The organism is Streptomyces sp. NPDC034103, assembly GCF_055575395.1.
On sequence record NZ_JBVISS010000002.1, the window covers coordinates 1 to 20585 of the forward strand.

A 20585-nucleotide genomic window follows, 5' to 3' on the forward strand; every position below is an offset into this window, starting at 1 on the left:
AAGCCCGCGAACAGCGGCGTCGCGAACATCAGCAGCATGATCGTGCCGTGCATCGTGAACGCCTGGTTGAACTGCTCGTTCGACATGATCTGCAGCCCCGGCCGGGCCAGCTCGGCGCGCATGAACAGCGCCAGCAGACCACCGATGCAGAAGAACGCGAAGGACGTGACCAGATACAGCGTCCCGATCGTCTTGTGGTCAGTGGTCGTCAGCCACTTGAGGTGCCTCATGCCCCGCCTGTGTCCGCGCCTGGCCGGGACGTCACACTTCAGGGACGCGACGAGAATCACGGAAGACGGCTGTGACGATCCCGAGGGTGCCGGACACGAACGGAACATGAGCGACGACGACAACTTCGCCGCTGCCTATCGCGAGCACTACTGGGCGGTCAGCCGCTATGTCGCGCGGCGACTGGACGGACGTACGAGCGAGGTCGAGGAAGTGGTGGCGGAGGTGTTCACCGTTGCCTGGCGCCGCCGGGCCGACCTCCCGGAGGCGCCCCTGCCCTGGCTGTACGGGGTGGCACGGAAGTGCCTGGCCAACGCGGTCCGCGGGCAGGGGCGCCGGCGGCGGCTGGTGCACCGGCTGGGCAACGACGACACCGCCCACGGGCGGCACATCGAGGCGGGCCCCGACGCGGAGACCCCCGGCGCGTGGGTGCACGAGGCGCTCGCCCGGCTGTCCCCGGCCGACCAGGAGGTGCTGCGGCTGACGGCCTGGGAGGAACTCGGCATCGACGAGATGGCGGTCGCCCTCGGCTGCGGCACCCGTGCCGCGGCGATGCGCCTGCACCGGGCGCGGCGCCGGCTCAGAGCCGAGATCGACCGCATGGGCCCCCCGATCACCGCCGCCCTGAAGGAGAACGGCCATGGCTGACGAACTCGAACTCCTGCGCCGCGCCAACCCGGTGCCCACCGACGGCCCCCACTTCGGCGACGGCCCCCTGGACCACCACGCCGAGCGGCGACTGAACCAGCTGATGCGGCACCGGCCCACCCGCCGCCCCCGGCTGCTGTGGGGGCTGGCGGCCACGGCGGTCGTGGGCGGGCTGGTCACGGCGCTGCTGTTCACCGGTCAGACGACCACGCCGGCCGCCGCCGCACCCCGCCCGCTGGTCGTACGCGCCGACTCCACCCCCGTGCCCCTGGCGACCCTGGCGCAGCGGGCGCGCGCGGTCGACAGCGCGCTCGGCCTCCGCAGGGGCACCCATGTGCGGACGTGGAGCCTGGGCATGAGCGAGGACAAGCCGCCGATCACGTTCCCCGAGGAGCGCGTCGTGCGGTGGAACGCCGACGCCAGCCACACGGAGACCGTCGACGACGGCCACGTCCGGACCACCCGGACCTACCCGCCCAGCTGGAGCGACGCTCCGCCCCAGTCGCCGCCCCCGCACGACACCGCCCGTCTGCGCGCCTACCTCCAGGAGGCCCTGCACATCGACTCCGCCCCGGACACCGGCGAACTCCTCGACGGTGTCAGGGTGCTCCTCGACCACTGGACCCTGGGTGCCCGGGAGGCGGCGACGCTCGTGCGGCTGCTGGCGGACGCCGAGGGGCTGCGGCCCGTCGGACAGGTCACCGACCGGCTCGGGCGCGGCGGACAGGCGTACGTGTACGAGCGGTCCGGCACCCGCCGGATGCTGATCATGGATCCGGCGACCGGGGCCGTCCTCGGCCTGGAGACCACCTTCACGAAGGCGGAGCCCGAGTACGGCGTCAAGGCCGGGGACGTCATGGACTACAGCGCCTGGACGCGCTGATCAGACCCCGAGTTGCCGGGCTGCCGGGGCCACCGTCTGCCGGCCCCGGCGAGGAAGTCCGCCGCCTGCGGGTGCACGGGACCGGGGCCGGCCACCTCCGGCCAGCGGGCGACCTGCCGCGCGGGCCCGTCGTGCCGCCCGTGCCGAGAAGGTCCAGCTCAGGTGGGTCGTGATCTGGACCTTCGGCGGCATCCTCCTACTCGTCCCATGCCTGGATCATGATCTGCTCGGCGATCTTCCCGTCGCGCAGTGTGATCATCGACTCGGACAGGACGCGCATCCCGTCCGCGTACTGACAGCTCTCGCTGAACGCGGCGTTGTCACCCTCCACGACGCAGTGCTCCACCTTGTGCGTCATGTCGCGGCTGTAGACGTCCTCGAGGACCTCGGCGATCTCGTCGCGGCCGTGCAGGACCCTCGGGTTGCTGGGCTGGGAGTTGCGGTCCACGACGCGCAGTTCGGCGTCGTCCGCGTAGAGCGACAGCAGATGCGCCGCCGTGTCTCCCTCGATGCTCCGACGCAGGGTCTCGGTGCTGAAAGCGGTGCCCATGATGACCTCCGGCGAGGCCCGCGGCCGTGGGGAGCGGGCCGCGTGGGCCTCTTTCACGAGCCTCCTCCGCCCTGTCGGGCTCGGCAAGTCCAGCGGCGGCACTGACCCTGACGGGTGAGCGGGACCCCGCGCCCGTGTCCGCCACGGGCCCGTCGGCGTTGCTGAAAACATGATCTCCACTCGACGTATCGCCGCTGTCGTCGGCCTCGCCGCCGGTGTCACCGGTCTCGCCGCCCCGATGGCGAGCGCGGCTCCCCTGGGCGGTCTCGACACGACCGCGCTGAGCCCGATCGCCACGCTCGACTCGCTGTCGGTCACGGACATGCCCGCGCAGTACAAGGGCGTCATCCCGCGCCCCTCCGAGCAGTTGGCACAGCTCAACCGGCTGAACGACCTGAACCAGGTGAGCCAGGTGACCGATCTGGCCGCCCCCGTCACCCAGCTGCTGCCGGGCATCCAGTACTGATTCACGCGCGTTTACGTCCACACCGAGGGCCGTCCGGGATTCCGGGCGGCCCTTGACATTGTTGTCGGCTAAACAGAGCATGCGGCTAAGAAATGAATCTTGGTTCACGTGGCGAACAAAGAGGTCCGCATCATGCCCATCACCCGCGAACTGTTCATCGGCGGCAAGGACGTACCCGCCGCCTCCGGCCGCACCACGGAGGACCTCGATCCCTACACCGGCGAGGTGTACGCGACCGTCGCGGCCGCGGGCCCTGAGGACGTACGGCGGGCGGTGGACGCGGCGGAGGCGGCGTTCCCGGGGTGGGCCGAGCTGGCACCCTTCGCCCGGCGTGCCATCCTGCTGAAGGCCGCCGACCTCCTCGACGGCAAGGGCGATGAGGTCGCCGAGTTGATGGCCCGCGAGGCGGGCGGCACCCGGCCCTGGGCGCACTTCAACGTCTACCTCGCCGCGAACATGCTGCGCGAGGCGGCCGCCGCCGTGACCGCCCCACGCGGCGAGGTGCTCACCGCCCAGGAACAGGGCGCGCTCGGCCTCGCGGTACGCGAACCGGTGGGCGTGGTCGCGGCGTTCGCGCCGTGGAACGCGCCGGTCATCCTCGGCGTACGGGCTGTCGCCGCACCGCTGGCCGCCGGGAACACGGTCGTCGTCAAGGCGAGCGAGGACGCGCCGATCGCCTGCGCCCTGTTCGTCGCCGACGTCCTGCGCGAGGCCGGACTGCCGGACGGCGTGCTCAACGTCGTCACCAACGCCCGTGAGGACGCCGCCGAGATCGCCGAGGCGCTCATAGCCGACGAGCGGGTGCGGGCGGTGAACTTCACCGGTTCCACCGGCGTGGGCCGGATCATCGGCGAGCACGCGGCCCGTCATCTCAAGCCCGCCGTCCTGGAGTTGGGCGGCAAGAACTCCGTCATCGTGCTGTCCGACGCGGACGTCGACTACGCCGTGGACGCCGTCACCTTCAGCGTGTTCATGAACGCCGGGCAGATCTGCATGTCCGGCGACCGGATCCTCGTCCACGAGTCGCTGGCCGAGGAGTTCACCCGGAAGTTCATCGCCAAGACGGCCTCGCTGCGGGCCGGCGACCCGAACGACCCGCACACGGTGGTCGGCCCGCTGGTCGCCGCCTCCGCCGCACAGCGTGTGGCCGCGCTGGTCGAGGACGCCGTCGCCAAGGGCGCCAAGGTCCTCACCGGCGGCGGGAAGCCCGACGGTGCGGTGCACCCGGCGACCGTGCTCACCGAGGTACCGAAGGACGCCGAGCTGTACCACACCGAGGCGTTCGGGCCGGTCTGCGTGCTCGAGACGTTCTCCGACGACGACAGCGCCGTCAGCGTCGCCAACGACACCGAGAACGGTCTGACCTGCGGCATCATCACCGAGAACGCCACCCACGGACTGGCCGTCGCGCGCCGGATCCGCACCGGCATCGTGCACATCAACGACCAGTCGGTGGCCGACGAACCGCAGGCCCCCTTCGGCGGCTTCAAGGCCTCCGGGTACGGCCGCTTCGGCGGACGCTGGGGTCTGGAGGCCTTCTCCAACACCCGCTGGGTGACCATCGCCACCCAGCACGCGCACTACCCGTTCTAACCCCGGGGAGCGAGGGCGGGCCGCGCGGCCCTCACAGCCGCTCGGCCGCCCGCGACAGTTCCGCGCGGAGCTCCGGGAGAGGCTTTCTCGCCGCGGCGTCCAGAAGAGCCCGGCGGGCCACCGACGGAAGGGACGCGGCCGGCCAGCCGTTCGGGCGAGCAGACCAGCCGCTCCCCGGTGCTGCGCGCCACCGCCGGGCTGGACCTGGCCGTGCTCTACACGACCACCGTCCGGCCCTTCGACGAGGTCGGTCTGCGCACGGCCGCACTCGCCGCGGACCGGGCGGACCTGGTGCTGGTCGAGCCGGGCCTGCCGGGGACATCGGCCCCGCAGGTCGCGCGGACGCTGGTCCATGTGCCGCACCGGCTGCTGGCCCTCGGCGGCGCGGACGTACGGGACGAGTCGGCGCTGACCCGGGCCGTACGGGGCTTCCTGCGGTGACCGGTCCGCTTCCGTGCCGTTACTGATCGGTTCCGCGTAGGGTCGAGGGGACGCACACCGCCGGAGGGAAGGGTTCACCACCATGGCGCAGGAAGTACGCGGCGTGATCGCACCGGGCAAGGACGAGCCGGTCCGGGTGGAGACCATCCTGGTGCCGGACCCCGGCCCGGGCGAGGCGGTCGTACAGGTGCAGGCGTGCGGGGTGTGCCACACCGACCTGCACTACAAACAGGGCGGGATCTCGGACGACTTCCCGTTCCTGCTGGGCCATGAGGCGGCCGGCGTCGTGGAGTCGGTGGGGGAAGGGGTCACGGACGTCGCACCGGGTGACTTCGTGATCCTCAACTGGCGTGCGGTGTGCGGCAATTGCCGGGCCTGTCTACGTGGCCGACCCTGGTACTGCTTCAACACCCACAACGCCGAGCAGAAGATGACCCTCGCCGCGACCGGCCAGGAACTCTCGCCCGCCCTCGGGATCGGCGCCTTCGCGGAGAAGACGCTGGTCGCGGCCGGGCAGTGCACCAAGGTGGACCCGTCGGTCGCGCCCCAGGTGGCCGGTCTGCTGGGCTGCGGGGTCATGGCCGGTATCGGTGCCGCCATCAACACCGGCAACGTCGGCCGGGGTGACACGGTCGCGGTGATCGGCTGCGGCGGCGTCGGGGACGCGGCGGTCGCCGGTTCGCGGCTCGCGGGCGCGGCGCGGATCATCGCCGTCGACATCGACGACCGCAAGCTGGACAAGGCCCGCTCGATGGGTGCCACGCACACCGTCAACTCCACGAACACCGACCCGGTGGAGGCGATCCGCGAACTCACCGGCGGCTTCGGTGCCGACGTCGTGATCGAGGCGGTGGGCCGTCCGGAGACGTACCGGCAGGCGTTCTACGCCCGTGACCTCGCCGGTACGGTCGTGCTGGTCGGTGTCCCGACCCCGGAGATGAAGTTGGAGCTGCCGTTGCTGGACGTCTTCGGGCGCGGTGGTTCGCTCAAGTCCTCCTGGTACGGCGACTGCCTGCCCTCCCGCGACTTCCCGATGCTCATCGACCTGCATCTGCAAGGCCGCCTGGATCTGGCGGCGTTCGTCACCGAGACCATCCAACTCGACGAGGTGGAGAAGGCCTTCGAGCGGATGCACGGCGGCGACGTCCTGCGCTCGGTGGTGGTGTTCTGATGACCGCGCGTATCGAACGCCTCGTCACCTCCGGGCAGTTCAGCCTGGACGGCGGCACCTGGGACGTCGAGAACAACGTGTGGATCGTCGGCGACGACCACGAGGCCGTCGTCATCGACGCCGCCCACGACGCCGAGGCCATCGCCGCAGCCGTCGGTGACCGCAGGCTCACCGCGATCGTGTGCACCCACGCCCACAACGACCACATCGACGCCGCCCCGGCGCTGGCCGACCTCACGGGCGCCACGATCTGGCTGCACCCCGACGACCTGCCGCTGTGGAAGCAGACCCACCCCGACCGAGACCCCGACGCCCACCTCCAGGACGGCCAGGTGATCGAGGCGGCCGGCGCCGACCTGCGTGTGCTGCACACCCCCGGCCACGCCCCCGGCGCGGTCTGCCTCCACGACCCCGGACTGGCCACCGTGTTCACCGGCGACACCCTCTTCCAGGGCGGCCCCGGCGCCACCGGGCGCTCCTTCTCCCACTTCCCCACGATCGTCGACTCGATCCGCGACCGGCTGCTCACCCTGCCGCCGGAGACCAAGGTGCTCACCGGGCACGGCGACAGCACGACCATCGGCGCCGAGGCGCCGCACCTCCAGGAGTGGATCGCCCGTGGCCACTGACGAGATCGTCCCGCTGCACGGAGTCAACGTGCTGCGCTGCGCCGCCGACGGCCCCCCGCTGGACGGAGAGCGTGCCGCACTCGATCTCATCGGTGACGCCATGGGACTCGGGGCGGAACTCGTCGCGGTGCCCGCGGAACGGGTCGACGAGGAGTTCTTCCGGCTGCGCTCGGGGGTCGCCGGGGCGGTGATGCAGAAGTTCGTGAACTACCGGGTCCGCCTGGCCGTCGTCGGGGACGTCTCCCGGCACGTGGAGGGCAGCGACGCGCTGCGCGACTTCGTCCACGAGACCAACCAGGGCGGCCACATCTGGATCCTCGCGGACTTCGACGCGCTGGACGACAGGCTCCGCCCGGCCGGATGACCGGTCGGCGAGGGGGACGGGCGACCCGTCGGCGGGACCCGAAACGGGGATCCGTCGTAAAACCGGACCCGCCGTAAAAGGTGACAGGAGATGTCCGGCTTACCCGGCACCGTGGAGCTTGACCACGGACACACGGGAGGCCGGACACATGTCACAACCGCTCAAGGGCAAGGTCGCACTGGTCGCGGGAGCGACCCGAGGGGCCGGACGGGGGATCGCCGTCGAACTCGGCGCGGCCGGCGCCACCGTCTACGCCACGGGCCGCAGCACCCGGGACCGGCGCTCGGAGTACGACCGGCCCGAGACCATCGAGGACACCGCCGACCTGGTGACCGAGGCGGGCGGCGAGGGCATCGCCGTACCCACCGACCACCTCGACCCCGCCCAGGTCCGCGCGCTCGTCGACCGGATCGCCGGTGAACAGGGCCGCCTCGACATCCTCGTCAACAACATCTGGGGCGGCGAGAAGCTCTTCGAGTGGGAGAGCCCCGTCTGGGAGCACAACCTCGACAACGGCCTACGGCTGCTGCGGCTCGCGGTCGAGACCCACGCCGTCACCAGCCACCACGCCCTGCCCCTGTTGCTGCGCCACCCCGGGGGACTGGTGGTCGAGATGACGGACGGCACCGCCGAGTACAACGGCACCACCTACCGCAACACCTTCTTCTACGACCTCGCCAAGACGTCGGTCCTGCGCATGGGCTTCGCCCTCGGCCACGAACTCGGCCCGCGCGGCGCCACCGCGGTCGCCCTCACCCCGGGCTGGCTGCGGTCGGAGATGATGCTGGAGCACTTCGGGGTGCGCGAGGACAACTGGCGCGAGGCCCTCGACCGCGTGCCCCACTTCGCCATCTCCGAGACCCCGCGCTACGTCGGCCGCGCGGTCGCCGCCCTCGCCGCCGACCCCGACGTGGCCCGCTTCAACGGCACGTCCCTCTCCAGCGGCGGCCTCGCCCAGGTCTACGGCTTCACAGACCTCGACGGCAGCCGCCCGGACGCCTGGCGCTATCTCGTGGAGGTCCAGGACGCGGGGAAGCCGGCGGACACCACCGGTTACCGCTAGGGCCTGTCGTCGCGCGGCAGGCGGGAAGGTGACGGCAAGGCCCGGATCAGGGCTCGCCGACCGTGGGCAGCTGCCACCGCGCCGAGTGGCCCGGTGGCAGCGCCAAGTCCTCGCGTACGGCGCTGTAGTAGTCGGCGCGAGCGGCGCGCTGCCGTTCCATCAGCGCCTGCCACGCCGCAGGATCACGCATCCCGTCCCGCAGGAACTGCTCCATCTCCATCACCACCGCCACCCAGGCCCGTGCCCTCTCCACCGCCTCCCGACTGCCCAGCATGAGCAGCGCCTCCCCGGACGGGTCCCGGGCCAGGGTTGCCTCGGCCAGCAGGGGCGCGGCCTCGGCGGGGGACAGCGGATGCGGATGGGGGTCGTTGCCGAGATGTGCCGCCACCCGGTACGTGAGGGTGACGGTCTTCTTCAGCGTGCGCGCGTAGTCGGAGTACACCGCGAGCCGCCGCTCCTCCCAACGGGCCGTCTGCTCGCGGCGGAAGCGGGCGCCGGGGCACTACGGTGCGTACCCATGACGGACACCACGCGTTTCGCAGGGTACGGAGTTCTCATCACCGGCGCCGCCCGCGGCATCGGCGCCGCCACCGCGCGCCGGTTCGCCGAGGAGGGAGCGCGGGTACTGGTGACCGACGTGGACGTCCCGGCGGCCGAGAAGACCGCCGGGGCTCTGCGCGAACGAGGGCTGGAGGTGAGGGCGTTCGGGTGTGACGTGGGGGACCGGGCGTCGGTCGAGGCGGCCGTCGGCCATGCCGTGGAGACCCTCGGCTCCCTCGACGTCCTCGTGAACAACGCCTTCCACTGCACCCCGGACGTCCCGCTCTTCGAGGACGAACCGGACGACGCGTGGGCCGCCGACCTCGACATCACCCTGACCGGCGCCTACCGCTGCTGCCGCGCCGCCCTCCCGCACCTGGCCGCGTCCGGTCATGGCGCCGTCGTCAACGTCGGTTCCGTCAACGGCCTCACCGACTTCGGCAACCACGCCTACAGCGCCGCGAAGGCCGGACTCGGCTCCCTCACCCGCACCCTCGCCGGGCACGCCGCCGCGCGTGGCGTACGCGTCAACCTGGTGGCGCCCGGCACGGTCCGCACCACCGCCTGGGAGGGCCGCGAGGACCGACTCGCCATGATGCGCGAGCTCTACCCCCTGGGCCGGGTGGGCGAGCCCGAGGACATCGCCGCGGCGATCACCTTCCTCGCCTCGCCCGACGCGTCCTGGATCACCGGCACCACCCTGCCCGTCGACGGCGGGATCACCGCGGTCGACACCGGGTTCCGTCAACTGCGCAGCAGGGCTTAACAATCGCTGTAGATCTTTTCACTTGTCCTTCGCGGACGGTGTCGGGCAGCGTTCTCGTGTGCCCGACACTCAGCCCGCAGCCCAGCCCGCAGCCCAGCCCGACACCCCGCCCCACTCTCCTTGGCGTACCGCCGACTTCCGTGTCCTCTTCGCCGCGAGCGCCCTCAGCCAGCTCGGCACGAACGTCAGCTACGTCGCCGTCCCGCTGCTCGCCGTCATCGCGCTGGACGCCGGGCCCGGACAGGTCGGTGCGCTGGCCGGCCTCAGCACGCTGGCGTTCCTGCTGCTCGGGCTGCCCGCCGGGGCCTGGGTGGACCGGATGCGGCACCGCCGGGTGCTGATCGTGGCGGACCTGGCGCGCGCGGTCCTGTACGCCTCCGTCCCCCTCGCCTGGTGGACGGACACCCTCACCCTCGGCCAGCTGTACGCCGTCGTCCTGCTGAACGGCGCCGCGACCGTCTTCTTCGACGTCGCCTCCCAGAGCACCCTGCCCCGGCTGGTGGGCCGTGAGGCCCTCGTCCCCGCGAACGCCGCCCTGGTCGGACTGCAGGCGGTCGGCAATGTCGCGGGCCGCGGCGCGGGCGGCGCCCTGGTCCAGGTCCTCACCGCTCCGGTGGCCGTCGTGTGCGCCGCGGTCACCTATCTGGCCTCCGCCCTGCAACTCACCATGATCCGAGGCAAGGAGAGCCCTCGCGGCCGCGACCGGCGGAGCACGCTGAAGGCGGAGATCGCCGAAGGCCTCCGGCACGTCTTCGGCAACCCGGAACTGCGCGCCCTCGCCCTCTCCGCCGCCCTCATCAACCTGGGCATGCAGACCGTGAACACCATGCTCCCGATCCTGTTCGTCCGCGAACTCGGCCTTCCCGCCGGCGCGTTGGGCCTCTTCTGGGCCGCGGGCGGCCTGGGCCTGCTGCTCGGCGCCCGGTGCGCCCGCCCCCTCGCCGCACGCCTGGGCCACGGCCGTGCCCTCGGGCTGGTCGGCGCGATCCTGGCGCCCGCCGCCCTCCTGGTCCCGCTCATCGACCGCGGACCGTGGCTGTGGATCGCCGGCCTGGGATGGACCCTGGTCCTGTTCAAGACCGGCACCGACAACGTCCTCGGCGTCAGCCTGCGCCAGCGCATGACGTCGGACGAACTCCTCGGCCGGATGAACGCCACCTACCGCTTCGTCCTGACCGGGATGCTCGCGATCGGTGCCGCCCTGTCGGGCGTGCTCGGCGAACTGGTCGGCGTACAGGCCACGTTGTGGGTGGGCGGGGTGGTGATGGCGGCAGCCTTCCTGCCGGTCTTCCTCTCCCCGGTCCGCCACCGACGTGAACTGCCGCGGTACGCCCAGGTCACAGCGCCCGCGCCACAGCCCCGCTGATCCGGTCCACGTCGGCCGCGGACGTACGCCAGTTGCTGAACGCGGCCCGCAGCCCGGGCGTCCCGCTGTACACGGTCGGCGTCACGAACGCCTCGCCGGTGGCCGCCACCGCCCGCGCCAGCGCGTCGACCCGTTCCTGCGTCGGATCGTCGGCCAGGGTGAAGCAGACGACGTTCAACCGGACCGGGGCGAGCAGCCGCAGCCCGGCCGTCGCGGCGAGGCGCTCACCGAGCTCCCGGGCCAGCGCCACGTTCCGCTCGACGATCTCGCGATGTCCGTCACGGCCGTACGCCATGAGTGAGAACCACGCCGGAAGGGCCCGCAGCCGCCGGGAGTTCTCGGGTGTCAGATGCACGAAGTCGGGCTCTCCCGTGGGGAGTCCGAGGTACGGCGAAGCGTTGTGGAAGACCGCCACCTGAAGATCCCGGCGGCGCGTGAACTGGACGGCCGCGTCATAGGGCACGTTGAGCCACTTGTGCAGGTCGACACAGACCGAGTCGGCGGCGTCGAGGCCGTCGACATAAGAGGCGTACGAGGGGGAGAGCGCGGCGAAGGCGCCGAACGCGGCGTCCACGTGCAGCCAGAAGTCGTGCCGCTCCCGGAGCGCCGCGATCGCGCGCAGATCGTCGAAGTCGACCGTGTTCACGGTGCCGGCGTTCGCCACCACGATCGCCGGGCGGCCCTCCAGCGCGGTGAGCGCGGCATCGAGCGCGGCGACGTCCACGGCCTCCCGGTTGCCGGCCAGCAGCGGCACCGCCCGCAGCCGGTCGCGGCCGATGCCGAGTACGGACAGTGACTTGCCGATGCTGGAGTGCGGGCTGCCGGAGAGCACGGGGACCTCACCGAGCGCGGCGGCCCCGTCCCGTGACACGGACACGCCGAGCCGCTCGCCCAGCCACTCGCGGGCGACGGCGAGCCCCACGGTGTTGGACGCGGTCGCCCCCGTGACGAACGCCCCGCTGTGCGCCTCGCTCAGCCCGAACAGCTCGCGCAGCCAGTCCACCGTCTCCCGCTCCAGCGCGGTCGCCCAGGACCCCACCGCCCCCGAGCCGTTCTGGTCGTAGGCGCTGGTCAGCCAGTCCCCGGCGACGGAGGCGGGCGTGGCGCCGCCGGTGACGAAGCCGAGGTAGCGCGGCCCGGCCGAGCCGGAGAAGCCGGGCGCCCACCGCTCGGCGAACCGCGCGAGGGCTCCCTGCGCCCCGGCGCCCCCGCTCGGCAGGCCCTCGCGGTCGGGGGCCCGGTCGAGGCGGACGACCGGCCGCTCGGCCAACCCCGCCAGTTCACGGACGGCCAGGTCGCGGGCGGATTGGAGGAGGTCGGGAAGCCGGGAGAGATCGTCGGCGAGAGAGCGGTGCATGAGCGGCAGGGTAGGCGGGGGCCGCCGTCCACGACCTGGTCCACTTGGGCGAAACTGGACCGATGAGCACCGGATTCGCCGCCGCCCTCGGCCCCTGGCGCGAGCAGCGCGGGCCCCTGGCACGGACCCTGGCCGCGGCCGTCCGTGAGGCGGTCGTCGACGGCCGGCTGCCCGCCGGGACCAGACTGCCGTCCGAGCGGGAACTCGCCCGTGTCCTGGGCGTCAGCCGCGGCACGGTGGTCGCCGCCCTGACCCTGCTGCGGGACGACGGCTGGCTGCACACCCGGCACGGCAGCGGCAGTCTCGTGCGGCTGCCCGCCCGCCTCACCGAACGGACCACGCCCTGGTCCCTGGACCGCGGCGGAGCCGATGACGCGGACCTCGACCTCACCCTCGCGGTCACCGCCGCGCCCCACGAGGCCTACCTCACCGCCCTCGCCCGCGCCGCCGGACGCAGCGCCGCCCTCCTCCTCGACTCCGGCACCGCCACGGCGGGCCTGCCGCGGCTGCGGGAACTCATCGCCGACCGGTACACACGCGCGGGCCTCGCGACCCGCCCGGAGCAGATCCTCGTCACCTCCGGCGCCCAGGCCGCCCTCACCCTGCTCCTCGACCACCTCCACACCGAGCGCGGCCGCCCCGTCGTGGTGGAGAGCCCCTGCTATCCGGGCGCCCTGGCGGTCCTGCGAGCCCGCAAGGCCCGTCTCCTGCCCGTCCCCGTGACCTCGGACGCCGGCTGGGACACCGACCGCCTCACCACCGCCCTACGCACCCGCGCTCCCCAACTGGCCTATCTCGTCCCGGACTTCCACAACCCCACCGGCGCCCACATGACCGCGCAGACCCGTGCGGGGATCGCGCGCCTCCCGCTCACCGTCATCGCCGACGAGACGATGCGAGACCTCGACCTGAGGACACCGCCCACCCCCCTGCCGCATCTGTCCGGACCCCGGGTGATCCAGATCGGCTCGGTGAGCAAGACCCTGTGGAGCGGACTGCGGGTCGGCTGGATCCGGGGCACCGCCGACCTCGTACGACAACTGCGCCAGGGCCCCCTCCAGGCGCAGCTGTCGCCCCCGCCCCTGGAACAGCTCATCACCGCCGAACTGCTCGGCGACGGTCTCACGGACGTGCTAGCGGACCGCCGGGCCAGGCTGCGCGCCCAGCGCGACCACCTCGCGAGCCTCCTCGACGGCACGGGATGGACGTACACCGTCCCGGACGGCGGCCTGTCGCTGTGGCTGCACCTCGGCGCGACCACCTCGGCCACCGACCTCGCCGCCCGCGCGGCCCGCCTGGGCCTGGCGGTCACACCCGGCCCGCACTTCGCCGCCGACCGCACCACCCTCACCCGCCACCTGCGGCTGCCGTTCACCGCGACACCGGATGTGCTGAGCCGTGCGACGGAGCTGCTGCGGCGCTGCGTCGGGCCGGAAGTTCACCGTTTCGTCACAGCCTGATCCGGGGTACAACCGCCACCCCCGTGTACCGGTCTAGTAGGCAGAACACCAAAGACACGACGTACAACACGACGTACAAGGGGAAGGGCCGACCATGGGGGACATCCGCAGACGAGGGGCCATCGCCCTCGGAATCACCGGGCTGATCGCACCGCTCACCCTGACGCTGGGCGCCGCACCCGCCCAGGCTGCCACCTGCACCACGCAGACCGGGCCGTACCAGAAGCAGGTCGAGAAGTTCCTCGGCCGCCCGGTCGACGGCAAGCAGTCCAGCGCCGACTGCAAGGCCACCCAGGCCTTCCAGACCAAGCACGGCATCAAGCCGAACGCCGGCTACGCGGGCTCCGTCACCTGGGGCGTGATGGACCTGATGAACAAGCAGAAGGCCGTCGGGAACAACCCCAACAAGGCCGGCAAGTGCCCGACGAACAAGGGCCGTATCGCCTGCGTCAACCTCACCCTCCAGCTGAGCTGGATCCAGGACGGCAAGGACCTCGTGTACGGCCCGGTGCCGGTCCGCACGGGCCGTGACGGCTACGAGACCCGCACCGGCCTGAAGAAGATCTACTGGCGCGACATCGACCACGTGTCGTCCATCTACAACGTCCCCATGCCCTACAGCCAGTTCTTCGATGGCGGCCAGGCCTTCCACTCCGTCGGCGTCAGCATGTGGAACCCGCCGGGCTCGCACGGCTGCACCAACATGACCACCAAGGACGCCAAGAAGTACTGGTCGCTGCTGAAGAAGGGCGACGACGTCTTCGTGTACGGCCGCAAGCCGGGCACCTGATCGGCGGCACCCGGCTCGGGGCGCGCGGTCAGCGCGTCACCGAGGCGCGTCCCCGAAGTCCGGGACCGGAAGCCGTACCCCGCCCTGCCGCGCGGAGTCGTGCGCGACGATGCCCGGCAGCCGTAACGGGCAGCCACCGTCCTGGCGATCCGGGTGCTGGTGCTGGTGCTGGTGCTGGTGCTGGTGCTGGTGCTGGTGCCGGGCGTGGCGGAAGCGTGAGTTCCGCCACGGGCGGGGTGTCCGAACTGCCCCACCTGCCTTTACAGATGGACGTGATCAGCAACACGGTCCTGAATGTCCGAATTGCTCGTACTTACTCACATCGCCTTCACCACTGCGGTCGTATGCTTCACATCATGTCCACCACTGTTGAACCCGCCGTCAGAACGGCTGACGAGGTCAACGAGGAGATCCGGGCCCTGTGGCTCCGGTCGGGCGGGACACTGAGCGGCGAGCAGCGCGAGGAGTACCAGCGGCTCGTCCTGGAGTGGGCCGCCGCGGCCCCGCAGCAGGTCTGATCGCCCCGCACCTCGAAGGCTCCACCCATGGCACCCGCCCGCACGGGTGCCTATTTCATGCCCGAACCGCCCCGGCGGGCCCGACCGCCCACGCTCGGGGGGCACTGGCCGCCGCGCGGGGCCGCCGCCCCACAGACGGAGCTCGCCCCGGCCCCCCGCCGCCTCTGCCCAGTGCCCCTCAGCCCCAGGTCGCCGAGTAGTACCGCTGGTACGCCTTGCGATCCTGCTCGGCGCGGATGTACCGGGTCGCCACCAGCGCGATCAGGCTGCCCCCGATCACCAGCAGTCCCGGACCGATGTTCCGGGTGTCCGTGAGCCGGGCCAGCAGTGTCCCGGTGGTCGTGCCGACGCCGCCCGCGGGAGCCGAGGACCCCGGCGAGGCCGCACCGGGGGCGACCGCGCCCTGTGTCGCCGCCGCGGACGGCGCCGGCGAGGCGCTCTGCTGCCCCGCTCCGGCCCCCGCCTGCTGCCGCGCGACGATCATCTGGACCCCGAGGTCGGTCATCGCCTTGGTCACCGGCTGGAAGTACGTCGTCCCCCCGGTCGTGCAGTCCCCGCTGCCGCCGGACGTCACCCCGAGCGCGATCCCCTCGGAGAACATCGGCCCACCGCTGTCCCCGGGCTCGGCACACACGTTGGTCTCGATGAGCCCGGTGACCGTGCCCTCCGGGTAGTTGACCGTGGCGTTCAGCGCCGTGACGGTGCCGTCGCGCAGTCCGCTCGTGCTGCCGCTGCGGAACACCCGCTGCCCGACGGTGGGATCGGCGACGCCCGTGATCCGCACACCGTTGCCGTTCCCGATGGCCACGACCTCGGCGCCGTCACCGGCCCGCCCGCTGTCGTAGCGCACCAGGGAGAAGTCGGCGCCGGGGAAGTTCTGTTCGACGGTCTTGCCGATCTGCGTCCGGCCCCGGTTGTCCGCGAACCAGACCGAGCCGGTGGGACCGCAGTGCCCGGCGGTGAGGATGAAGTCGGTCTGCCCGTCGGTCACGTTGAAGCCGGCCGAGCAGCGCCCGCCGGTCGACAGGATCGGCTGGGCGCCGTTGACGCGCGTCGTGAAGGTGCCCTCGGTGCGCTCCATGCGGACGAAGCCGCCGATGCCCTCGGCCAGTTCGGTCATCCGGGACCAGTCGGCGGCCGAGACGGTGCTGTCGGCCCGTACCACCACCTCGTTGGTCCGGTAGTCCATGGCCCAGGACGTGCCCGCCACCCGGGGCGCCGAACGCAGCGTGCCCGTGGCCGACTTGAGGTCCTTCATGCTGTGCTCGACCATCTTCGCGGTGGCCCCCGCACGCTTCACCTGGGCGGCCGCCCTCTCGTCGGTGACGGCGACCACCGGACGTCCGTCGGCGCCGATCCAGGAGCCCGCCGTGCGGGACGTGCCGAGGCGGGAGACCAGGTCGGAGCCGGTGTCGCCGGCCGACTGCGCGGTCGTGCGGGGCAGCGCGGAGGGGGCCGCGGGCTCGCTCGCCACGGCCTGCGTGACCATCGCCCCGCCCAGAAGGAGTCCGCCGACCGCGGCCAGCCGTGTCACTCGCCGGACCATCCGTCGTCGTGCGTGCCTCATGCATGGCTCCCGAACCCCGAACAGCACGGCATCAACACCGCGAGGCACTCCGGTAGTCGAGCACCCCCTTGTCATACGCGGCCAGGGGCGCCTTTGTTCACCTCTTGCGTCCCACTCCGCCGCAGAGGGCCACCTTCCGTGTCTCGGCGCGGTGTTGGTGCCCGGGACACCAGCGCGAGCAGGACCCCACCTCCGGCTCCAGGAAGTCGAGATGGCTGCCCGGGGCAACGCGTCCATGAGCCGCCGGACGATGCCGTACGGGTCCTCGTCGTCGCCCGGTGCCGATGTCGAGGACCTGGCGGACCCTGGCGTCACCGGCGTCCGTGACCAGATGGCGCACCGCCCGGCCGAGGAACTGCCGGTCGGCATGCGCGTACTCACCGATGCCCGGGTGCAGTTCACGGATCCGGTCGCCCGCCGCGGTTTGTTGAGGGTGCGGAGGCAACTTCCGTGAGCGCGGCCCGACTGCGTTCGTGCTCTGCACTGACGTCCGGCCCACGAACGGCCTCGGCAGCGGGACGAGTTCCGCCTCCGCCTGCCTGCCCGTTCAGCTCGTCGGAGGCCGGCTTGCGGGGGACGTCCCGGAAGGAGACCCGGAAGGAGACCCGGAAGGGCCACACTGCCGCGGCACTAGACTCCCCGCATGGACGACACGGCGCTGGACCGGCTCGGTGCCGGCAAATACCTGCTGATCACCAGCTACCGCAAGGACGGCACTCCGGTGCCCACCCCGGTGTGGGTGGTGCGCGACGGGGACGCCCTGGGGGTGTGGACGGTCGCCGACTCCTGGAAGGTCAAGCGGATCCGGGCCCGCGCCGATGTCCTCGTCGCCCCCTGCGACCTGCGCGGCAACCCGACCGGCGCCCCGGTCCCGGCGACCGCCGAGATCTGCGACCAACAGACCACCGCCCGCTACCGGCGCCTCCTCGCCCGCAAGTACGGCCTGACGGGCCGCCTCACCCTCCTCGGCAGCCGGCTGCGGCGCGGCCGTGAGGGCACCGTCGGCATCCGCGTCACGTTGCGCGCGAGCTGAGGCGGTACCTGCGCAGGAGCTGAGACGTCCCCTGCGCACGAGTTGAGACGTCTCCTGCGCACGAGCTGAGATGTCCCTTTGCCCCGCGCACTGAGCGGCACCTCGCGCGCGTTGCGCGCTGCCCGCCGCCCGCGTTGCGCAACGAGAGGGGGCACGAACCGGCCGGTCCGTGCCCCCTCGTTCCGCATGCCTCACACGGGTCGGCTACGAGGCGTCCAGCACCGTCCCGGTCAACACCGGCCGGTCGGGCAGGGGTTCGGCCTCGTCGTCGGTGAGCGCGAGGCGCATCGACTCGGTCGGTTCGGCCAGTTGGTCCCGGATCGTCACGACGTCGAAGTCAACGCTCGTGCTTCCGGCGGGGACGTTGAGCCACACCCACAGGTTCGCCCGCGACAGCGGTCGCTCGGGGTCCGGCCGGTCACCGGCGTAGTCCATCAGCCACCGCGGGTCCACGTCCTTCGTGGACAGTTCGCGGCCCTGCGTCACCGGCAGCACCCGGACGGGCTGCCAGAGGTCCACGGCCGCCGGTTCGGCCAGCGACAGCCGCCACTTGAGCGTCTCGCCCTCGCTGACCCGGTCGGTGACCGGCGCCAGCGTGACAACCGGCTCGGGGTCGTCGTTCTGCACGGTGATCCCGCCTCGGTGGGCTCCCACGACGGCGCCTCGCACCGCCTTCACCGCGATGTCCTGCTGCGTGTCGTAGCCGAAGGCGGTGTCTCCCTTGACGACGACCGGCACGTCGACGGTGTCGCTGCCGGGCCGCACCGTGACCAGCTTCTGGGTGCCGGTACCGGTGTCCGGGTCGAGGACGTACACGCGGACCTGGCCGCTGCCCTGCCCGGAGACCCGCACCGGGACCCGGTAGGTGACGGTCCCGGAGTCGCCCTCCTTGACGATGGTGCGGCCCACGTCGACGCGCGGCAGTGCCGCCGCCCTGACCGCCGGGGTGCCCGGCGCCCAGCCCCAGGCGTCCATCAGCCAGGCTTGTCCCGAGCCGGAACGCGGGGTCAGCGCAAGAGACTTGATGTGCCGGAGGTCGAGTCCGGCGCGGGTGGCCGCGGTGAGCGGGACCCGTAGCTCGCGCGCCCAGTAGGAGGCGGTGCGGTCGGTGCCCGGCAGTCCGTCCACGGTGACGCGGCCGAGGCCGACCCGGCGGCCAGAGGTGTCGGTGACGGACACGTCGAGCTTGGTGCCGGTGGTGTTCGGCGGGACGAAGACCCGCAGCGCGAGTTTCTGCGCACCGGCCAGCGAGAGCGGCTCGGCCGGGGTGATCCGGGCGGCCGCGCCCGGCGCCGACCACTTCAGGTGCACCGCGCGGCGCCCGGTCTCCCGCTCGGTCTCCCACCAGGCGAAGTGCGGAGAGGAGCCGGGCGTCTCGGGCTTGAGGCAGGACACGGCGGGGTCGGGATCGATCGCCTCGCACAGCCGGGCGCCGGTCACCTTCACCGGACCGTCCGGCAGGAAGCCGCCCGTGCGCCGGCCACCGACCGCGTGGGTCAGCACCCGGGCCGGGTCGGCGGACGGGGCCCGCTTGCCGGAGCCGTCGAGCAGCGGACGGACCCGGTCGTCGCCGGCGAGGAACAGCCGGGCTGCGGCGGCGATGTAGGTGGCGCCGGCCCTGTGCTGCCGGTCGGCGGTCAGCCTGGTCGCGGTGCCCGGGTCGCACACCCGGTCGGGGCGCTCCTCGTCCGTGCCGAAGTCGTCCCAGGCGGGCGCCTCGGCCTGGCCCGGGGTCCACTCGCTGTTGAAGTAGTTGTGGTTGGCGCCGACCATGTAGACCGCGCTGTGCAGGGCGCCGCCCTGGCTGATCCCGCGTGTCCCGTCGGCGTACACCTCGCCCTGGAGGTCCGACACATCGCCGTCGCAGCCCGGCAGGAGGGTCACGGACGGCACGTCCGCCACCGGATTCTGGCCGAAGATCGTCGGTCCGATGAGCACCGTGCCGCGCACCTTCCAGCGCACCGGCCCCCGGTAGCCGTCCTGGTCGGCGGGCGGTGCGTACAGGCTGTCCATCGCGGCCCGGTTGACGCCCTCGCCGCCGCGGGAGTGCCCGACGAGCAGAACCTTGGTGAGGTCGACCTTCGCCGCCTTGCGCACGACGGCCGGGGCGGTGCTCGGCCGGGCGCCCCAGCCGGCCCAGCGGGCGAGGTGCTGTCGCACCAGTGAGGAGCGCGCCTGGGCGCCCGCGTCGTCGGCGTCCGCGTCCTGGGCGTTGATGCCGTTCGCCGAGATGGACACCGTCACATAGCCCTGGGAGGCCAGCAGCCGCTGGTCGCGCTCGTATCCCCGGTGGCTGGGGATGGGCTTGAACCCGCTCGCGCAGGGCCAGTCGCCGGTCACGTCGTCCGCGGAGCCCGGCTTGTAGCAGGTGGCGTGGCGGCCGTGCAGGAACAGCGCGAGCGGACGGGCACCGGTGGCGCCCTTGGGAGCGATGACCTCCGCCCGCATCTCGATGGGCTCCTTGTAACCCGGCAGCCGCACCGGAGCCAGGTCGTACTCCCCGCTGACCGTGCGGTACGCACCGGGCTTGCCCGGGTCGACGGAGTTCGCCGGCAGCGCGGCCGACTGCTGCGGCGCGACCAGGGAGGGATTGCCCTTCTCATCGTCCCCGGCATCCAACCGGCGCCCTGCGGCGGTCACCTGAAGGTCCGTCAGCCTGCTGGCGGCGGTCTCCGCCAGGTCCAGCCGGAAGGTCCGGCCGTCCTTGGCCGGCTGCGGTACGCCGAGCAGCCGGCCCCCGGCCCGGAACTCCACGCGCGCGTCACCCATGGGCACGGGCCGCGGAGCGCGCCAGACCAGCGCGCGCACCGCCCCCTCCCCGTCGACCCGCCAGCCCGGTGGCAGCCCGTTGTCCTCACCAGCGCTCAACACCCCCGCATCGGGGGGCTGTTGGGCTTGGACAGGTCCGGGCGAGCCTGCCAGGGCCGCCAGCACCACCACGGCGGTCACACCTATTCGCCGGGCACGGATCAAGGTTCTCTCCTCAAAACCCAGAACGCAGGCGTCCCGTCCGTCCCGGGAGCCTCTCGCGTCACAGAGGACGGGACGGCAGGCCTGTGGGTTGTCTGTGAGCAGTGACGGATCGTGGCCGAACGACACGATCAAGCCAGCCGAGCCCGCGCCCGGAGTGGCACGCCGTACGACGGGAAAGG

At 72.4% G+C, this 20585-nt stretch carries 21 protein-coding genes and 1 pseudogene; 15 read left to right on the forward strand and 7 right to left on the reverse strand.

Annotated features, from left to right (window positions below):
- Positions 1 to 230: cbb3-type cytochrome c oxidase subunit I (locus tag ACZ56U_RS03080; RefSeq protein WP_469082284.1), on the reverse strand; the 230-nt coding region annotated here is incomplete at its 3' end.
- Between the two features lie 106 nt (positions 231 to 336).
- On the opposite strand from ACZ56U_RS03080, the gene ACZ56U_RS03085 reads away from it, so the two are divergent.
- Both ACZ56U_RS03085 and ACZ56U_RS03090 read left to right on the forward strand, forming a co-directional pair.
- On the forward strand, positions 337 to 876 hold the full coding sequence (locus tag ACZ56U_RS03085; RefSeq protein ID WP_469082285.1) for an RNA polymerase sigma factor: 540 nt from the start codon (positions 337 to 339) through the stop codon (positions 874 to 876).
- Positions 869 to 1759 (forward strand): CU044_5270 family protein, encoded by an 891-nt coding sequence (locus ACZ56U_RS03090; RefSeq protein ID WP_469082286.1) that lies wholly within the window; start codon positions 869 to 871, stop codon positions 1757 to 1759. Before ACZ56U_RS03085 ends, ACZ56U_RS03090 begins: the two co-directional genes overlap by 8 nt.
- Before the next feature lie 196 nt (positions 1760 to 1955).
- Here the strand turns inward: ACZ56U_RS03090 and ACZ56U_RS03095 are convergent, their stop codons facing one another.
- Positions 1956 to 2309, reverse strand: a complete 354-nt coding sequence (locus ACZ56U_RS03095) for a nuclear transport factor 2 family protein (RefSeq protein WP_469082832.1) — start codon at positions 2307 to 2309, stop codon at positions 1956 to 1958.
- A gap of 169 nt (positions 2310 to 2478) precedes the next feature.
- Between ACZ56U_RS03095 and ACZ56U_RS03100 the strand changes: the two genes are divergently transcribed.
- From ACZ56U_RS03100 to ACZ56U_RS03130, 7 genes are all read left to right on the forward strand, one after another.
- A complete protein-coding gene (locus tag ACZ56U_RS03100) occupies positions 2479 to 2775 on the forward strand; it encodes a hypothetical protein (RefSeq protein ID WP_469082287.1) in 297 nt (98 codons plus the stop codon).
- Positions 2776 to 2907: 132 nt separating this feature from the next.
- Positions 2908 to 4368 (forward strand): aldehyde dehydrogenase family protein, encoded by a 1461-nt coding sequence (locus ACZ56U_RS03105; RefSeq protein WP_469082833.1) that lies wholly within the window; start codon positions 2908 to 2910, stop codon positions 4366 to 4368.
- Positions 4369 to 4545: 177 nt separating this feature from the next.
- Positions 4546 to 4809, forward strand: a complete 264-nt coding sequence (locus ACZ56U_RS03110; RefSeq protein ID WP_469082288.1) for a hypothetical protein — start codon at positions 4546 to 4548, stop codon at positions 4807 to 4809.
- A gap of 82 nt (positions 4810 to 4891) precedes the next feature.
- Complete coding sequence (locus ACZ56U_RS03115; RefSeq protein WP_469082289.1) at positions 4892 to 5980, forward strand: S-(hydroxymethyl)mycothiol dehydrogenase; 1089 nt, start codon at positions 4892 to 4894, stop codon at positions 5978 to 5980.
- Positions 5980 to 6609, forward strand: a complete 630-nt coding sequence (locus ACZ56U_RS03120; protein ID WP_469082290.1) for an MBL fold metallo-hydrolase — start codon at positions 5980 to 5982, stop codon at positions 6607 to 6609. Before ACZ56U_RS03115 ends, ACZ56U_RS03120 begins: the two co-directional genes overlap by 1 nt.
- Positions 6599 to 6973, forward strand: coding sequence for a DUF4180 domain-containing protein (locus ACZ56U_RS03125; RefSeq protein WP_469082291.1), 375 nt, complete (start codon positions 6599 to 6601; stop codon positions 6971 to 6973). The genes ACZ56U_RS03120 and ACZ56U_RS03125 overlap by 11 nt, the downstream gene beginning before the upstream one ends.
- A gap of 148 nt (positions 6974 to 7121) precedes the next feature.
- A complete protein-coding gene (locus tag ACZ56U_RS03130; RefSeq protein ID WP_469082292.1) occupies positions 7122 to 8036 on the forward strand; it encodes an SDR family oxidoreductase in 915 nt (304 codons plus the stop codon).
- Between the two features lie 46 nt (positions 8037 to 8082).
- Here the strand turns inward: ACZ56U_RS03130 and ACZ56U_RS03135 are convergent.
- Positions 8083 to 8529 (reverse strand): annotated as a pseudogene (locus ACZ56U_RS03135) (hypothetical protein); the annotation flags it as partial.
- A 24-nt stretch (positions 8530 to 8553) separates the two neighbouring features.
- Here ACZ56U_RS03135 and ACZ56U_RS03140 point away from each other — a divergent pair.
- Positions 8554 to 9342 (forward strand): SDR family NAD(P)-dependent oxidoreductase, encoded by a 789-nt coding sequence (locus ACZ56U_RS03140; protein WP_469082293.1) that lies wholly within the window; start codon positions 8554 to 8556, stop codon positions 9340 to 9342.
- A 58-nt stretch (positions 9343 to 9400) separates the two neighbouring features.
- Positions 9401 to 10708 (forward strand): MFS transporter, encoded by a 1308-nt coding sequence (locus tag ACZ56U_RS03145; RefSeq protein WP_469082294.1) that lies wholly within the window; start codon positions 9401 to 9403, stop codon positions 10706 to 10708.
- Here ACZ56U_RS03145 and ACZ56U_RS03150 read toward each other — a convergent pair.
- Complete coding sequence (locus ACZ56U_RS03150; protein ID WP_469082295.1) at positions 10680 to 12065, reverse strand: pyridoxal phosphate-dependent decarboxylase family protein; 1386 nt, start codon at positions 12063 to 12065, stop codon at positions 10680 to 10682. The two genes, ACZ56U_RS03145 and ACZ56U_RS03150, sit on opposite strands and share 29 nt — an antisense overlap.
- 62 nt (positions 12066 to 12127) lie before the next feature.
- Here ACZ56U_RS03150 and ACZ56U_RS03155 point away from each other — a divergent pair, with 62 nt between their 5' ends.
- The 3 genes from ACZ56U_RS03155 (at position 12128) to ACZ56U_RS03165 (ending at position 14833) form a co-directional block, all read left to right on the forward strand.
- Positions 12128 to 13525, forward strand: coding sequence for an aminotransferase-like domain-containing protein (locus ACZ56U_RS03155; RefSeq protein WP_469082296.1), 1398 nt, complete (start codon positions 12128 to 12130; stop codon positions 13523 to 13525).
- Positions 13526 to 13619: 94 nt separating this feature from the next.
- Positions 13620 to 14315 carry a L,D-transpeptidase gene (locus ACZ56U_RS03160; protein WP_469082297.1) on the forward strand — a complete coding sequence of 232 codons (696 nt, stop codon included), beginning with the start codon at positions 13620 to 13622 and terminating at the stop codon, positions 14313 to 14315.
- 356 nt (positions 14316 to 14671) lie between these two features.
- Positions 14672 to 14833, forward strand: coding sequence for a hypothetical protein (locus tag ACZ56U_RS03165; protein WP_469082858.1), 162 nt, complete (start codon positions 14672 to 14674; stop codon positions 14831 to 14833).
- Positions 14834 to 15011: 178 nt separating this feature from the next.
- On the opposite strand, the gene ACZ56U_RS03170 is transcribed toward ACZ56U_RS03165, so the two are convergent.
- Both ACZ56U_RS03170 and ACZ56U_RS03175 read right to left on the reverse strand, forming a co-directional pair.
- Positions 15012 to 16400, reverse strand: coding sequence for a S1 family peptidase (locus ACZ56U_RS03170; RefSeq protein WP_469082298.1), 1389 nt, complete (start codon positions 16398 to 16400; stop codon positions 15012 to 15014).
- Positions 16401 to 16497: 97 nt separating this feature from the next.
- Entirely contained in the window at positions 16498 to 16899 is a 402-nt protein-coding gene (locus ACZ56U_RS03175) for an SAM-dependent methyltransferase (RefSeq protein WP_469082299.1), read from the reverse strand.
- Between the two features lie 144 nt (positions 16900 to 17043).
- Here ACZ56U_RS03175 and ACZ56U_RS03180 point away from each other — a divergent pair, with 144 nt between their 5' ends.
- The gene (locus ACZ56U_RS03180; RefSeq protein ID WP_469082300.1) at positions 17044 to 17433 is read left to right on the forward strand and encodes a PPOX class F420-dependent oxidoreductase; all 390 of its coding nucleotides are present in this window, start codon (positions 17044 to 17046) and stop codon (positions 17431 to 17433) included.
- A gap of 204 nt (positions 17434 to 17637) precedes the next feature.
- Here the strand turns inward: ACZ56U_RS03180 and ACZ56U_RS03185 are convergent, their stop codons facing one another.
- The gene (locus ACZ56U_RS03185; RefSeq protein WP_469082301.1) at positions 17638 to 20406 is read right to left on the reverse strand and encodes a hypothetical protein; all 2769 of its coding nucleotides are present in this window, start codon (positions 20404 to 20406) and stop codon (positions 17638 to 17640) included.
- Positions 20407 to 20585: the final 179 nt, after the last annotated feature.